General features: G+C 68.9%; 17 protein-coding genes. 6 read left to right on the top strand and 11 right to left on the bottom strand.

Annotated features, from left to right (window positions below):
* Positions 1-20: 20 nt before the first annotated feature.
* The 4 genes from crcB to OHA25_RS02700 form a co-directional block, all read right to left on the bottom strand.
* Entirely contained in the window at positions 21-383 is a 363-nt protein-coding gene (gene crcB, locus OHA25_RS02685) for a fluoride efflux transporter CrcB (protein WP_327586040.1), read from the bottom strand.
* Entirely contained in the window at positions 380-736 is a 357-nt protein-coding gene (locus tag OHA25_RS02690; protein ID WP_327586041.1) for a DUF190 domain-containing protein, read from the bottom strand. Before OHA25_RS02690 ends, crcB begins: the two co-directional genes overlap by 4 nt.
* On the bottom strand, positions 733-1,209 hold the full coding sequence (locus tag OHA25_RS02695; protein ID WP_327586042.1) for a FluC/FEX family fluoride channel: 477 nt from the start codon (positions 1,207-1,209) through the stop codon (positions 733-735). The genes OHA25_RS02690 and OHA25_RS02695 overlap by 4 nt, the downstream gene beginning before the upstream one ends.
* A 224-nt stretch (positions 1,210-1,433) precedes the next feature.
* Positions 1,434-2,588, bottom strand: a complete 1,155-nt coding sequence (locus OHA25_RS02700; protein ID WP_327586043.1) for an RNA-guided endonuclease InsQ/TnpB family protein — start codon at positions 2,586-2,588, stop codon at positions 1,434-1,436.
* 181 nt (positions 2,589-2,769) lie between these two features.
* On the opposite strand from OHA25_RS02700, the gene tnpA reads away from it, so the two are divergent.
* Complete coding sequence (gene tnpA, locus OHA25_RS02705; protein WP_327586044.1) at positions 2,770-3,201, top strand: IS200/IS605 family transposase; 432 nt, start codon at positions 2,770-2,772, stop codon at positions 3,199-3,201.
* A 134-nt stretch (positions 3,202-3,335) separates the two neighbouring features.
* Here the strand turns inward: tnpA and OHA25_RS02710 are convergent, their stop codons facing one another.
* The 4 genes from OHA25_RS02710 to OHA25_RS02725 are packed head-to-tail and all read right to left on the bottom strand — an operon-like array spanning position 3,336 to position 5,833.
* The gene (locus OHA25_RS02710) at positions 3,336-3,989 is read right to left on the bottom strand and encodes an arsenate reductase ArsC (RefSeq protein ID WP_327586045.1); all 654 of its coding nucleotides are present in this window, start codon (positions 3,987-3,989) and stop codon (positions 3,336-3,338) included.
* Positions 3,990-3,995: 6 nt separating this feature from the next.
* Complete coding sequence (locus OHA25_RS02715) at positions 3,996-4,691, bottom strand: arsenate reductase/protein-tyrosine-phosphatase family protein (protein WP_327586046.1); 696 nt, start codon at positions 4,689-4,691, stop codon at positions 3,996-3,998.
* Between the two features lie 33 nt (positions 4,692-4,724).
* Positions 4,725-5,450 (bottom strand): MIP/aquaporin family protein, encoded by a 726-nt coding sequence (locus OHA25_RS02720; protein WP_327586047.1) that lies wholly within the window; start codon positions 5,448-5,450, stop codon positions 4,725-4,727.
* Positions 5,447-5,833, bottom strand: a complete 387-nt coding sequence (locus tag OHA25_RS02725) for an ArsR/SmtB family transcription factor (RefSeq protein WP_327586048.1) — start codon at positions 5,831-5,833, stop codon at positions 5,447-5,449. The genes OHA25_RS02720 and OHA25_RS02725 overlap by 4 nt, the downstream gene beginning before the upstream one ends.
* 132 nt (positions 5,834-5,965) lie before the next feature.
* Here OHA25_RS02725 and OHA25_RS02730 point away from each other — a divergent pair, with 132 nt between their 5' ends.
* From OHA25_RS02730 to helR, 4 genes are all read left to right on the top strand, one after another.
* A complete protein-coding gene (locus OHA25_RS02730; protein WP_327586049.1) occupies positions 5,966-6,280 on the top strand; it encodes an SCO4225 family membrane protein in 315 nt (104 codons plus the stop codon).
* A 19-nt stretch (positions 6,281-6,299) separates the two neighbouring features.
* Positions 6,300-7,094, top strand: a complete 795-nt coding sequence (locus OHA25_RS02735) for a class I SAM-dependent methyltransferase (protein ID WP_327586050.1) — start codon at positions 6,300-6,302, stop codon at positions 7,092-7,094.
* A 376-nt stretch (positions 7,095-7,470) separates the two neighbouring features.
* A complete protein-coding gene (locus OHA25_RS02740) occupies positions 7,471-8,610 on the top strand; it encodes an MFS transporter (RefSeq protein ID WP_327586051.1) in 1,140 nt (379 codons plus the stop codon).
* A gap of 353 nt (positions 8,611-8,963) precedes the next feature.
* Positions 8,964-11,111, top strand: coding sequence for an RNA polymerase recycling motor ATPase HelR (gene helR, locus OHA25_RS02745; RefSeq protein ID WP_327586052.1), 2,148 nt, complete (start codon positions 8,964-8,966; stop codon positions 11,109-11,111).
* A gap of 73 nt (positions 11,112-11,184) precedes the next feature.
* On the opposite strand, the gene OHA25_RS02750 is transcribed toward helR, so the two are convergent.
* Both OHA25_RS02750 and OHA25_RS02755 read right to left on the bottom strand, forming a co-directional pair.
* The gene (locus OHA25_RS02750; protein ID WP_327586053.1) at positions 11,185-11,928 is read right to left on the bottom strand and encodes an SDR family oxidoreductase; all 744 of its coding nucleotides are present in this window, start codon (positions 11,926-11,928) and stop codon (positions 11,185-11,187) included.
* 165 nt (positions 11,929-12,093) lie between these two features.
* Positions 12,094-12,636 (bottom strand): aldo/keto reductase, encoded by a 543-nt coding sequence (locus OHA25_RS02755; RefSeq protein WP_327586054.1) that lies wholly within the window; start codon positions 12,634-12,636, stop codon positions 12,094-12,096.
* Here OHA25_RS02755 and OHA25_RS02760 point away from each other — a divergent pair.
* A complete protein-coding gene (locus tag OHA25_RS02760; RefSeq protein ID WP_327586055.1) occupies positions 12,635-13,252 on the top strand; it encodes a TetR family transcriptional regulator in 618 nt (205 codons plus the stop codon). The genes OHA25_RS02755 and OHA25_RS02760 overlap by 2 nt on opposite strands.
* A gap of 80 nt (positions 13,253-13,332) precedes the next feature.
* On the opposite strand, the gene OHA25_RS02765 is transcribed toward OHA25_RS02760, so the two are convergent.
* The gene (locus tag OHA25_RS02765) at positions 13,333-15,114 is read right to left on the bottom strand and encodes an ABC transporter permease (protein ID WP_327586056.1); all 1,782 of its coding nucleotides are present in this window, start codon (positions 15,112-15,114) and stop codon (positions 13,333-13,335) included.
* Between the last annotated feature and the right edge of the window lie 11 nt (positions 15,115-15,125).

Raw genomic sequence — 15,125 nt, forward strand, 5'->3', positions numbered from 1 at the left:
CGGCCGGCCCGGCCGCCTGGTCAGGCGGTGATGGCCTGGGCGACAAGCAGGCCGGCCAGGCCGGCCCCGAGCCCGGCCACGATCCCGGCAACGATGTTGGCCAGCGCATAGAAGCGGGTGCCCTCCTGGGCCAGGCGCAACGTCTCGTAGCTGAAGGTGGAGTAGGTGGTCAGTGCGCCACAAAAGCCGGTGCCGAGAGCGGCGGACAAGGCCGGCCCGGCGGGCATGCCCACCAGCAGTCCCAGCGCGAACGAGCCCGCCAGGTTGACCGCGAGGGTGCCCCAGGGAAACACCGAGTCGTGCCGGGATTGCACCAGGCGATCAGCCAGATAGCGCAGCGGAGCCCCGATTGCGGCGCCGAGAGCCACCAGCAGCACCGTCATCGGCGTCCCTCCTGTCCGGCCGGACGGCCCACGTAGCGGATCACCTCAACCTCATCGAGTATGACCAGGCCCTCGCTGATCAGCTCGTCCAACTGGGGGAGGAAGCTGCGGATCTTGTCGGCCGCGTCGACGATGACGACGGCCACCGGCAGGTCCTCCGACAGAGACAGGATGCGGGTGGTGTGGATGTGGTTAGAGGCGCCGTAGCCTTCCATGCCGCGAAACACGCTCGCGCCGGCCAGCCCGGCGGAGTGCGCGCGATGGACGATCTCGTGGTAGAGCGGCTTGTGGTGCCAGGTGTCGGTGTCGCCCACGAAGACGGTCAGCCGTAGTGCGGGTCCATGGAGTTTCACCGCTGCCTCCTTTGTTCGCGCCGACGCCGAGCGATCGCCAAGACTTGAGCAGTCATCGCCGTGCCCGCCCAGACCGCCAGCAGGGCGGCGACCAGCGTGGCGAGCAGGTAGGCCAGGGCCACCCCGGGTGCACCGGCGCGCATCGCCTGATGAATGTCGATGATGTAGGTCGAGAAGGTGGTGTAACCGCCCAGGACGCCCACGCCCCAGAACGGGCGCAGCAGCCGCCCTGTCCGCATCTCATTGACCAGCACCATGAGGACGCCGATCAGCAGGCAGCCCGACACGTTGATCAGGAACGTCGACCATGGGAATCCCGTTGGGGCGTGCGGCAGAGCAAGGGAGACGCCGTAGCGCGCCAGCGCACCCAGCACACCGCCGAGGGAGATGGCCGCCAGCACCGGCCACGCGCTCGGCCGGATCTCGGCTCGCACGGCCACATCGGAATCAATGGGGGCAACAGGCTCTTGCATACGACCTCCCTACCAGAACGACAGACATCACCCCTGGTAGGGACCGTTGGCGGCACGCTGACCGCGGTTTCCCCGGTTGATCCGGGGGCGGCGGGCCCCACCGCCGCGCACCTTGCGTTCACTGTACCGGTGTTGTCGCGGCAGCACGGAGCGCCTTCCCGAGGGCATTGCCGACGACCCTTTGACGTGCTCCTCCCCATGAATGGGGAGGATTCTCATGGCCGCTACGCGGCCACCCCGTGCGGGGCGGTGCGGGTGGGCCCGCCATGAGGTGCTTGACGCTTCAGCGGCCCCAGTGGTGCAGGGCCTCCACGTCCGGTGACCGCCCGTCCGGCGGCTGAGTTGTACCGGTACAACTGGGTGCGGGCGGCGTTGACGTCGGCGTTGCCGATCCACCCGCAGGCTGGGTTCTTGCACACGAACCGGGACTGACTCTCGCGGGAGCCCTCGGTGATCGTGTGGCAGGCGTGGCATTCCTGGCTGGTGCCCGGTGCCGGGATGTAGGCGACCTTGCCGCCTTTGTCGGTGGCCTTGTAGGTGAGGAACTCGGCGGTGCGGCCCCATGCCTGTCCGGCGATGGCGCGGTTGAGGCCGCGTTTTTGGGCGACATTCTTACCCGGCGCCTGGAGAGTGCCGGCGGCGGAGGCCATCATGTTTGTGACCTTGAGGTCTTCGAGCACGATGAGGCTGAACCGGTCGGTGAGTTTGGCGGTGGTCTGGTGCTGCCAGTCGATGGCCCGGCGTTTGGCTTTGGCGCGCAGGCGGGCGATCTGGTCGTAGGTGTGCTTCAGCCGGTTGCTGGCAGGTTGTCCGGGTTTCGCGGCTCGTTTCTGGCGGGCGGCTTTGCGTTCCAGGCGGAGCAGGCGCTCCTGCTCCCCGCCGGTCAGCCACTGGTCACGGTGGAAGATCTTCTCTCCGGTGGCAAGCGCCAAGGGCACGGCGATGCCCCGGTCGATCGCGGTGTGCGGCCCCGGATGCGGGGCCGGCACCGGCTCCTCGCTCTGGATACGGAACACGATGTGCCACCCGCCTGCCTCCTTCACCAGCCGCGCCCCGGTGATCTTCCCGTCCGGGCCGCCCTTCGTGACCCCCGGCAGGTCTTTGGTCCATCGGAAGCGGACACGGCCGAGTTTGGGGATGGTGACCGCGCCCCACCGCCGGTTGATCCGGGTGATGTTCAGATCCCGCGCCTGGGGGACGTCCACCGCCATCCGGGAGCGCAATCGGCTCTTGAACGTGGGGCGCCCGGCCGGGTGGTCGGGGTTGAAGTAGTTCGCCCACGCCTGCCGGTAGGTCTTCAGCACGGCCTGCGCCGCTTGGGCGGGCAGGTCGTTGAGCCAGTCGATCTCTTTGCGGCGGCCCGGATGGCCTCGTCGCACTGGGCGAGGGAGGCGAACCGTCCCTGCCGGAAGGTGAAGAACTCGTGCAGCAGGTTCCACAGCGTGCATTGTGTGCCTGGCCGTCCAAGACGGCGCTCTGCCGCTGGTCCAACTCCAGGCGGGCGACCTGAGCACGATTGCGTTTCTCCTGCTCCACGCGGCGCATTCTATCGTTTGGTGTATGTCACCACGATGGGAACCGAACCCGGACATCAGAACCGGGCGTCACTGCGTCCACGAGCTGTCCACGCATTTGGTGTTTGTCACGAAATATCGGCGGGACGCACTCACCGGCCCCATGCTGGAACGCTGCGAACAGATCATGAAAGAGGTGTGCGAGAAATTCGACTGCGAACTGACCGACTTCAACGGCGCACACGACCACGTCCACCTCCTGGTCCGCTACCCGCCCAAGGTCGCCCTGTCCTCCCTCGTCAACTCCCTCAAAGGCGTCTCAGCCCGCTACCTCCGCCAGGAATACAACACCCACGTCCGCACACACCTGCGGGGCGGGCACTTCTGGTCCCGCTCCTACTACGCAGGCTCGACCGGCGACGCCAGCCTGGCCACCGTCCGCACCTACCTCCAGTCCCAGGACCAGCCTCAGAAATGAGACAAGACCAGACGCGGTCACGACCGGTTCCAAAGCGCGAGTCAGGGCACACTCAGGCCCTTGGAGCCTTCCCGCGCGGGCCTTCACCACCCGCCTGAAGGCGGGAGCACTGGCCCGCACCTCGGTAGGTGTGGTCACCCCCTGGCGGGAACGCTCAGTTCGTCGAGAAGGGCGCGGACGCGGCGTTCGATCTCGTCGCGAATCGGGCGTACGTCCTCGACACTCTGACCCGCAGGATCGTCCAGCGCCCAGTCCAGGTAGCGCTTACCGGGGAAGACCGGACAGGCGTCGCCACAGCCCATGGTGACCACCACATCAGCAGCCCGGACGATCTCCTCCGTCCACGGCTTGGGGAACTCCTTCGAGATGTCGATCCCCCGCTCCGCCATGGACGCGACCGCGGCCGGATTGATCTCAGTGGCGAACTCGGACCCACCCGACCAGGCCAGCGCGCCATCTCCGGCCAGGTGCTGGAAGAACCCCATGGCCATCTGGGAACGACCGGCATTGTGCACGCACAGGAACAGCACGACCGGCCGGCCATCATGGTGACCCTCGACGCGGGCCAGGGCGTGCAGGCGCTGGCGGGCGAACCGCTCGGCCAGCAGCGGCAGGAAGTTGGCGATGGTGCTCTGCACGGCGAACTGGTCGTAGCTGGTGTGCAGGAAGCGTTCAATGGTCTCGGTGCCGACAACGCCGGTGAACTCATCGCGCAGGCGGCGGGCGGCGGTGGCCAGCGCGAGCCGCTGGTCCACGGACAGGTCATCGCGATGATAGGTCTGGGCCATGATCACTCACTTCTTCCGGGGGTGGTGGACGGCCGGAGCCAGCCGGTCGATCCGACCGGCGATATCGGTGTAGGCGTGCTCGAAGGCGGTGCCGGTGCCTGCCCGCACCGGGTCGGGGATCGACCAGTGCAGCCGGTCGACGCCACCGAGCCGATCGCCCAGGTTTTCGTGGGCGTTGTCGCAGACCGCCACGACCAGGTCGTCCGGGCGTAGCACGTCCTCGAGGTGACGGGGGCGGGCGGAGGCGAGCGACAGTCCGTGCCGCCGGGCGATGGCCACCGCGTGGTGATGCACGCGCGCAGCCGGGCTGGTGCCGGCCGAGACGGCGGGCACGCTGCCCGTACGCGCCCACAACGCCGCGGCGAGCTGGGAACGCGCCGAGTTGTGGGTGCAGACGAACACCACCCGGGGCGCATGCCGCAGCGGGGCCGGCAGCAGACCGGCCAGCGCGCCGGGCACCAGGTGCAGGTAGCTGCGTCGCCGGTCGCCCTCCGACTGGCGCCGCCGGATCAGCCCCGCCTGATCGAGGATCTTCAGGTGGTGGGCGAGCAGGTTGGTGGGCAGCCCCAGTCTCTGACCGATCTCTCCGGGCGACGCGTCGCCCAGGGCAAGGTGGTCGACGATCGCCAGGCGGGCGGGCTCGCCGAGCGCAGCATGCACACGCGCCCGGGCCACCAGCGCCCGATTCTCCTCAATGTCCATTGACTCAATAGTCATTGAGCCAATTGCTGGGCGTCAAGAGCCGGGACCTGCCGCATGCGGCACGACAGGCTCTTGCACGATGGTTTCGACACGGCCGAACAGGCCGCGCACCAGCAGGAGACCAACGACGCCGCCGACCATTTGCGCTGCGATGAAGCCAGGCAGCGACTCCGGTGCGATCCCGGCGAAGGTGTCGGAGAACGCCCGGCCGATCGTGACGGCGGGGTTGGCGAAGCTGGTGGAGGAGGTGAACCAGTAGGCCGCGCCGATATAGCTCGCCACCGCGATCGGCGCGACGGCCGCCCGTCCCGCCCGTACCAGGCAGAAGATGACCAGCACCAGCCCCGCGGTGGCGACGACTTCGCCCAGCCACAGATGCGGCGCAGCTCGCTCATGCGTGGACCAGGAGATCGCGGGCTTGTCGAACATCAGGTTGGCCAGGATGGCCCCGCCGATGCCGCCGAGGATCTGCGCGACGGCGTAGGCGGCCAGGTCACCGATGCGCGACCCGGCCCCGCCCTGCCGCAGATACCACCAGTCTGCCGCCGACACCACCGGGTTGAAGTGGGCTCCCGACACCGGGCCGAGCACCACGATCAGCACGCCGAGCCCGAACACGGTCGCGGTGGAGTTTTCCAGCAGTTGCAGGCCCACGTCACCCGGAGACAGCGTCTGGGCCATGATCCCCGAGCCCACCACCACAGTCACCAGCAGCGCCGTGCCCACGAACTCGGCCAGCAGCCGCCGCGGCAGGCTCATCGGCCACCACCCTGACGCGAAACGCCGGCCTCCCGGGACCCGTCCAGCGCTTTGGAGACGTCCAACAGGGCAGACAGTTCAGCCATCATCTCGGGCACGATGCGGTAGTAGACCCACGAGGCGCGCCGCTCGCTGGTCAACAGCCCGACCTGCTTGAGCACCTTGAGGTGGTGACTGATGGTCGGCTGCGACACATCGAAGCTCGCCGTCAGGTCGCACACGCACGCCTCGCCGCCCGCGTGACTGGCCACGATCGACACGATGCGCAGCCGTACCGGATCCCCCAGCGCCTTGAACACCCGAGCCAGCCGAAGCGCCTGCCCGGTGTCGAGCGGTTCGCCGGCCAGTGGCGAACAACATTCCAGCGTCTCAAGCAGCTCCACCGGCACTCCATATTGACATCCATCGATATCGGCGCCTGTGAATATACCCTGGCACGGCACGATCCGGACCCGCTCAGCCGGGCCGCGAGTACACTCAGCGTCCCTCGCAGGACGTCCAAGGAGCGTGACCGGATGAGGCGTTACAGAAATGGCCTGGTCGCGGCAGTTCTCGCCGGTGCGTACGCCGGCCTGGTGGTAATCCTTGGCGTCGTCTCGGTGGTGATCTTGCTGACCGCGCAAGATCCGATCCTGTTGACCGGCGTGGCCCTCATGATCATTACATTCCCTCTTGGGTGGCTGATCTGGTGGGGATGGGATCTGGTCCCACCTCAGCTGGAGGACCCCGTGCTGCTCACAGTGATCCTTTCCGGCGCAGGCTTGCTGCAGGCGTATGTGCTCTGGCGTATCCTGCGGGGCCCTTCGCTCCACGAGGGCGGGACCGCCTGACTGCTGCCAGGATTGGCGTATGTCGCGCGAACGTCTCCGATCCACCTTCGACACCGCCGCTTCTCTCTATCAGCAGGCGCGCCCTGATTACCCTGCCGAGCTGTATTCCGACCTGCTCGCGATCTCGGGTATCGAAGCACCCGCGCACCTGCTCGAAGTCGGATGTGGCCCGGGAAAAGCCACGCTGCCCTTGGCCCGGATGGGCTTTCGGATCACCGCGATCGAGCTCGGCGAGGCCCTGGCGGCGGAGGCACGGCACCACCTCGCCGAATTCGCCGACGTCTCGGTGATCACCTCATCGTTCGAAGACTGGGAGCCGCCCACAGGAGTCCGCTTCGATCTGGTCTACGCGGCCACAGCCTGGAAGTGGGTGGATCCGGACGTCAAGTACGCGAAGGCAGCCACCCTGCTCCCCCAAGGCGGCCACTTGGCCGTGTGGAACGCCGACCACGCATTCCCGGCAGACGTCGACCCGTTCTTCATCGAGATCCAGAAGGTCTATGAGGAAATCGGCGAAGGCCATGACGGCCCGTGGCCACCTCCACTGCCCGAGGACGAGCCCGACCCCATCGCCGCCGAGTTCGACGCCTCCGGGCACTTCGCGGTCGTCGGGACGCGGCGCTACGTCTGGGCCCTGCGCTACACGGCAGACGAATACATCGCGCTACTCGACACGTTCTCCGGCCACATCGCCATGGAGCCGGACAAGAACCAACACCTCTACCGCGAGATACGCCGCCGCCTCGCCGCCTGCCCGGACGGACGGCTCACCCGCCACTGGTCGGCCATCCTCACCGTCGGCCGCCGCCGATGACGTCATCGACAGCAGGGAGGCGTTGATGCGCAGCCGAGTGCGCCTGCGGTCATCCCAGAGCGCCCCTCCGGAAAGCTTCGGATCGTGTTCGTTTCCTGCTCGGCGCAGACGCGGCGCATGGCCTGCTCCAGGCGGCTGAAGGCGTGGCGGTCCCAGTGGAGATCGCAGGATGTCATGGCAGGCACTGCCGCACTGGCGCGACGCACCCCGCGAGGCCATGACCGCGATCACAGCGAAAACGTGGGGCGTACGATGACATCGGCGGTTTTGCCGCCTGCTGCGCAAGGATCCTCGTTGAGGCGTCGCCCATCCGGGGCTTGAGGATCGGGCCGGTGCTCCGGTCGCGTCTCCCCGGTCTGTGGGAGGTGCGTGCCCGATGAGATCTCGTCCTGCTGTCGCCGTGCTGGCGGCGGGTGTTGCGGCCAGTATGGCCTTGGGGGAATTCATCCCGTTTCTCACGGTGGTGCGCGAGGAGTTCGCCTTGTCGCTCACCACCGCGGGATGGCTGTCGTCACTCATCACACTGGTGGCCGGGCTCGCCTGCCTCCCGCTGGGGATCTGGGTGGATCGAAGGCGGCTGCGCGGGCTTTTCGTGGCCGCTCTGGTGGCGCTGGGCGCGGCAGGAGTGGGGGCCGCGTTCCTCGGCAGCACCGAGATGTTGTTCGCCGTGCGGGTGATCCAGGCCGCCGGGTACGCCCTGGTGGTGATCACAGGGCCGAGCTTGCTGGTCCGGCTGCTGGAGGGCAGGGCGCGGCAGACCGCCCTGGCGTTGTGGGGCTTGTGCATCCCGGCCGGGCTGGCGCTGGCGAGTACTGCGGGGTCGCTCGCGGGAGCCGCCGGATGGCGCGCCCAGGTCGCGGGCGTGGGCCTGCTCACCTTGGGAGTGGCGGTATTCGCCGGCACGCTGCCTCCAGACTCCCGTCCCAGCCGGATTGAGAGCCACGATCGGCTCGGCGAACCGGGTGCGGGGTGGGCGGTGGCCGCACTGGCGGCCGGGTTCGCGATGATCGCCCTGGTCGGCGTCAGCGTGGTCACGGTTCTCCCGACCTATCTCATGGGCGAGATGAGGCTGAGCGGCTCCCAAGCGAGCCTGTTGGCAGGGCTGGTGCCGGCGGCCAGCGTACTGGGCAGCCTGGCGGCCAGTGCCGCACTGCGGGCCGGGGCGCGGCCGGGACGGCTGATCGCCGCGGCGCTGCTCATGGCGCCATTGAGCGCCGGAGTCTTCCTAGGGGCGCCGGTGGCGGTGGTGGCGCTGTGCGCTGCGGCGGTGCTGGCGCTCAATGGCCTGGCCGTCTCAGCGGTGTTCGCGGCGTTGCCCGGCGTCGCGAGCGGTCGTGTCGCCTGGGGGGTCGGGGCGGTGACACAGCTGGGTAGCCTGGGCACGCTGCTCGGGCCGCCTCTCTACGGGTGGTGCGTGGAGATGAGCGGGTGGAGCTCGGCCGTCGCGGTAACGGCCGCCATCGCGAGCGGCGGAGTCGGATTCGCCTTGGCGGCGGTGCGGCGACGACTCCCATGAGAATGGCGGCGCTCTCGACGGCGGCGCGCCGCCGCTTGGCGAGAAGGTTGTCCGTCCATAGCGGACGATGAGGGGTAAGGGGAGCATCCACTCCTTACCACTTTCAACCTATAGCGCACCGGGGGGCTTGCGGCAAGACCCGGGTCGTGCCGCAGAATCATCGGCCGAGGCCAGAACCAGCGGAAACGGGGAACGCGGAATGCGGGTGTTGTTGTCGACGTACGGATCGCGCGAGGACGTCGAACCGATGGCGGACTCGCGGTGCGGTTGCGGGAACTCGCCGCCCGTGTCCGCGTGAACCACACGGGATCGGCATGTAACGGTCGCAAGCGACCTCAGATCGGAGCTAATACGTGAACCCGCTGACTACCAGCGCGTTTGACCTTCCTGACCACCTCGCCCCCAAGGCCGACCCGACGCTGATCGCCGACGATGAGCGGCACTTCGCGGCCATCGCGGAGAGCCTCGAGGAGTCGATCGCCGACCTGTCCGACCGCCTCGATGCCGAGCGCAAGGCGCCCGGCGGCAAGGGCCGGGCGGCGATGGACCGGGACATGGAGATCCACCGGCTGACCGCCCGCCTGCGTGCACTGCGTCGCTTCGGATTGGACCTGTGTCTCGGACACATCGTCAGCGCGGACAATCCCGAGCCCGTGTACATCGGGCGACTCGGTCTTACGGACAGCGCAGGTCGTCGACTGCTGCTCGACTGGCGCTCCCCCGCGGCTGAGCCGTTCTTCGGAGCGACCCACGCCAACCCGATGGGTCTGGCAAGCCGCCGCAGGTATCGCTGGACCCGCGGCCGGATCAGCGACTACTGGGACGAGGTGTTCACCTCGGACGGGTTTGACGGGCACGCCGCGCTCGACGACCAGTCCGCCTTCATCGCCAGCCTGGGCGGCAACCGGTCGTCCCGCATGCGCGACGTGCTCGGCACCATCCAGGCCGACCAGGACGCCATCATCCGCGCCGGATCCCGCGGCGCTCTCGTCGTCGACGGCGGTCCTGGTACGGGGAAGACGGTCGTCGCGCTGCACCGCTCCGCCTACCTCCTCTACTCCGACCCTCGCCTCGGTCACCGCCGGGGCGGCGTGCTGTTCGTCGGTCCGCACCAGCCCTACCTGGCCTACGTCGCCGACGTCCTGCCCAGCCTCGGAGAGGAGGGCGTGCAGACCTGCACCCTGCGGGACCTCGTCGCCGAGGGAGCCGCGGCGGCGATCGAACCCGACCCGGACGTGGCCCGCCTGAAGTCGTCCGCGAACCTGGTGCAGGCGATCGAGCCGGCCGTCAGGTTCTACGAGAACCCGCCCACCAAGGGGATGACGGTCACGACGAACTGGTCCGACATCTGGCTGAGCGCGGAGGACTGGGCCGAGGCGTTCGAAGCAGCGGAACCCGGTACCCCGCACAACGAGGCGCGCGACCAGATCTGGCAGGGACTGCTCACGATACTGGTGGACAAGCGTGACGACGACGTCCCGGCTGATCTGCTCCGCAGGTCGCTGCTGCGGAACAGGGAGCTGCTCACGACCTTCAACCGCGCGTGGCCGCTGATCGAAGCGGCTGACCTCGTCGGAGACCTGTGGTCCGTACCCGCCTATCTGCGGATGTGCGCTCCCTGGCTCAGCCGCGACGACGTTCAGAAGCTGCAGCGCGAGGACGCCCAGGCCTGGACGGTGTCCGACCTGCCGCTCCTGGACGCGGCACGGCAGCGGCTCGGCGACCCGGAGGCGGCACGACATAAGCGTCGGCATAATGCCGCCGTCGCCGCCCAACGCGAGCGCATGGCGCGGGTCGTCGACAACCTGATCGAGGCCGATGACGACGGTGAAGGCCTGGTGACGATGCTGCGCGGACAGGACCTACAGAACTCCCTGGTCGACGAGACCGCACTACCCGGCACCGACCCGGACCGGCTCGCCGGCCCGTTCGCGCACATCGTCGTGGACGAGGCTCAGGAACTCACCGATGCGGAGTGGCAGATGCTGCTGCTCCGCTGCCCGTCCCGGAGCTTCACCATCGTCGGGGACCGCGCCCAGGCCAGGCACGGGTTCACCGAGTCGTGGCAGGAACGGCTCAAGCGGGTCGGGCTCGACCAGATCAACCTGGCCTCCCTGAGCATCAACTACCGGACGCCGGAAGAGGTCATGGCGGAAGCCGAGCCGGTCATCCGGACCGTGCTCCCGGACGCCAACGTGCCGACCTCCATCCGCAGCAACGGCGTCCCCGTCGTCCGCGGGTCCGCTGCGGATCTGAGCTCGATCCTCGACACCTGGCTCGCCGCGCATGCCGACGGGATCGCCTGCGTCATCGGCGATCCCACATTCCAGGAGACGTCCCGCGTCCGGTCGCTGACTCCGGAGCTGTCGAAGGGGCTTGAGTTCGACCTGGTCGTCCTCATCGATCCGGAGGCGTTCGGCGAGGGCATCGAAGGAGCGGTCGACCGCTATGTCGCGATGACCCGAGCGACCCAGCAACTCGTCATCCTCACGAGCTCCTGACGGCGGCCGGGCCGCCGCGCCTCGGGCCTCTGCCGGGTCTCCGGAATCGGGCCGCAGGTTGGTTGCGCGGCGGTCACCACGCGACGGGGCCGAGGCGATCGATGAAGATCCCGGTCGGCCCGTCGGCGTCCATCATCGCGAGTTTGACGATCGAGTCGGTGCCCTCGGTGACCGTCAGCTGGCCGGTGTGATTGTTCATGTCGGTGGCGGCGAATTTGCGATTGGCGACTTCTCCGGGAGTGGCGATGTTGAATTTGATCTTCGGGAGCGCCTGGGCGTACCGGACGGTGATCATGTTCAGCGCCGCTTTCGATGAGCTGTAGGCGAGCTCGTGCATTTTCGAGGTGGGCTGCTCCGGATCGGTGATGACCGCGAAGGAGCCGGCACCGCTGGACACCATCACCACCCGCGGATGGTCCGCCGCCTGCAGCAAAGGAAGGAACGCGTGCGTGACCCTGATCGGTCCGTACACGTTGGTGTCGTAGACGGAGTGAATTTCGTCGGCCGTCGCGTCCGCAGGTGCGACGAGCCTTCCCGGCGCGCCGGCGTTGTTGATCAGCACATCCAGCCGATCGGTGTGCTCCCGGACGAGCCGTACAGCGTCGGTCACCGACTCGTCCGAGGTCACGTCCAGCGGGACCATGACCACGTTCGCGCCACCGTCGGACAGCTTGTCGGCAGCCGCCCGTCCTCGACCTTCATCACGCGAGCCGAGAAAGATCGTCCAGCCCTGCTCCCCGAGCCGTCGGGCCGCCTCAAAGCCAAGTCCCTTGTTGCCTCCGGTGATCAACACCGAGGTCTGTTCCGAGTGCGTCATGCCACTAAGACGACCCGCCCCGCTCGGCTGTGACGCGGTGTGAGCGACCTCACAACCGCGGCCAGAGCGGTGAGCCCCCGCGCTAGACCCAGGTGGGGAGGGCATGCTCGACGTAGCGGGCACCGAAGCCGCCGGTCGGCAGGATGTCGGGTGATGGCGTCCAGGTCAGCGCGGGCGAGGCTGAGGTCGGCGGCCGCGGCGTTCTCCTCCATGCGCTGCGGGCTGCGGGTGCCGGGGATCGGCACGCCTCTCGAAGGTGCCCGGCTGCCAGCGCGGGTCGACGTTACGCATATCGGTGGCGTCGTAGGAGCCGGCGGGCTGGGCGGTGCCGGTGATGACGCCGCGGCCCAGCGGGGAGTAGGCGACGAACCCGATGCCCAGCTCCCTCAGGACCGGGAACAGCTGCTCGACGTCCCGCTCGAACAGCGAGAACTCAGTCTGCAGGACGGAAACGGGCTGGATGACATGCGCGCGGCGGATGGTCTGAGGGCCGGCCTCGCTCAGGCCGAAGTATTTCACCTTGCCCGCGTCGATCAGCTCCTTGACGGTTCCTGCCACATCCTCGATCGGCACCTCGGGGTCGACGCGGTGCTGGTAGAGCACATCGATGTGGTCGACGCTGAGGTAGCGCAGGCTGTTGTCGGTGACCTTGCGGATGTTGCCGGGGCGGCTGTTGAGAGCGCTGCCGAGGGGGAACTCGGCGGTCATGTCGAAACCGAGTGACTCCACCCGCGACCGGATCGTCGCCGCGGCCCGGGCCGAGTTCGCCCGGCACGGGATCGCCGGTGCCCGGGTCGACCGGATCGCCAAGGCCGCCCGCACCAGCAAAGAGCGCGTCTACGCCTACTTCCGCAGCAAGGAAGAGCTGTATGAGTTCGTGGCCTCGGCGGAGCTCGCGGCGGCGGCCGACGCCATCCATCTCGACCCCGCCGATCTGCCCGCCTACGCCGGGCAGATGTTCGACTACTTCGCCGCCCATCCCGACCGGCACCGGTTCATCGCCTGGGGACGCCTGGAACTGGCCGTCGACCCCGCCGCCGAACCCCGTGACGATGCCCCGGGCCCCTACCACGCCGCCATCCTTGGCAAGATCGAGAAGATCCGCCGCGCTCAGCAGAACGGCGACCTCGACCCCGCCTGGGACCCCATCGACATCATGGCCCTGGTCACGCAGATCGCTCACACCTGGATCGACCAAACCGAGCTCGCCACTCTCGCCCGCCACATCGCCGCCGACGCCACCCTCCCCGCACGCCGCGCCGCTGTCGTCCGCGCCGTCACAGCTCTCTTCCCACCTGCTGCGCGGCCTGGCACAACCCCGTAAGCACGCACAGCCCGCCTCTCAGAACAGGCTGCTGATGGGGCGCCTTGTCATGCGCCCCGAACCGTACTGGGCTGGGTCGGTCAGGCCGTTTCGGCGCTGAGGGTCTGTGCCACGGGCCGGCGCGCCGCCAGGCGTGCGGGCAGGGCGGTGAGTGCCGCCGTCGCCAGGAGAGTCGCGAGTACGGCGCCGAGCAGCCATGAAGAGGGGGGATCCACCGCATTCCTGGCGGCGAACAGCGAGAGCAGGCCGATGCCCAGAGGGACGCCGATGATGGCGCCGGGCAGCGCGGACAGGAGCTGGGCGGTGGACAGTCCCGCGGTGATCTGTCCGGGGGTGGCGCCGAGCGTACGTGCGATGGCCATGTTCGCCCGCGCCTCTATGGCAGTGGTCCAGGTGAACGTGATGGTGTTCGCGACGGCGAGTGCGATCAGCAGGATGGTGACGGCGAGCATCAGCCGGCGGTCGTGCTCGCCCCGCAGGTTGGGCAGGGCGGAGGAGCCATCCAGGCCGTAGCCCCTCTCCGGCTGGGCGTAGAGGGTCAGCAGGGCGACGATCGCGATCACTGTGGTGGCGGTGGAGCACGCCTGCAGCACGGCGCGGCCCGGCCGGCGGGCGGTCAGCCGCAGCCCGAGCAACAGCGGGGTGGGCAGCAAAGCGGACAGCGCGGTGAGCCAGGGTCGGTGACGGGGCTGGTGCGCGGCGGCGGACAGCGCCGTGACCGTCGCCGTACGCATGGCCCGCAGCGTGGGGCGCAGGGTGGACAGCACCGCCACTGCCACGGCGAGGACGGTCGCCGCCACGACGGTGGCGGCGGTCGGCCCGGCCGCGTCGCCGATCCGGCTGGCGGTAGGGCTGGCGATGGCGGGCACGGTCAGGCGAGCGATCACCAGCCCCAGCGCGTCGCCGACGAGCGCCAGCGCCAGGTACTCGGTGAGCAGGACGGTGGCGATGAGACCCGGGCTGGCGCCGACGGCCTTGAGCAGCCCGGCCCGGCGCGTCTGCTCGACGGCGCGTCCCGCGGCCAGCGCCGCCACTCCGGTGATGGCCAGGAAACTGAGCAGCCAGCTACCGACGACCAGGACCGGCTGACTGTTTCTGAGGATGACCATGTCCTGTTTGGCGTTGAACTGCCAGGAGCGGAAGTTGATCCTGATGGAGGAGACGCGGTGGGCGTCGCGGAAGGCCCCGGTGGCGGCGGGGTCGCGCAGCCTGAGGTCCATGGCCAAGGTCACCGGGAGATCTTGGGACGACGCCAGTCTCCGGGCATCTGATCGGGTCATCCAGGCCAGGCCGCTGTAGTCGCTGGGGCCGCCGCCCGGGCCGATCTGCGCCGCCCAGGGGTAGATGGAGGTGGCCGCGGTGACGGCGATCCCGACGACGGGGTACGACCGGTCGGCGATGGTGACGTGGTCCCCGACGCCGACGCCCAGCGCGGTGGCGAAGCCGCGTTCGAGAACCGTGCCGCCGGAGCGTACCCAATGACCCGAGGTCACCAGCGGCCGGTTGACCGCGCCGGGCGTCTCGCCGAAACCGTGCACCACCACGGGGGACGAGGTGGAACCGCGCGTGGTGAGGTCGGCGTAGACGATGCGATAGGGGCCATGGTGGGCGACCACTTCGGGATCGTCCGCCAGCGAGGCCAGGGCCGAGGTCACGGCGGGCCCCGTGTCGCCGGAGAGTGCCACCACGTCCGGCCCGGCGGTGGCCGCGCGGGTCTGCTCGTACAGCGCGTCGCTCACGCCGCGCAGGGACAGCCCCAGTGCCATCGTGGCGGTGGCCACGGTCACCGCGAGCAGGAGCATCGCGGCCTGGGACTTGTGCCGGCGCACGTCAGCCAGGACGAGGCGCGCGATGAGCACCATGGAGCCCATGA

Origin of the sequence: Nonomuraea sp. NBC_00507, assembly GCF_036013525.1 — a bacterium.
Taxonomy (GTDB): Bacteria; Actinomycetota; Actinomycetes; order Streptosporangiales; family Streptosporangiaceae; genus Nonomuraea.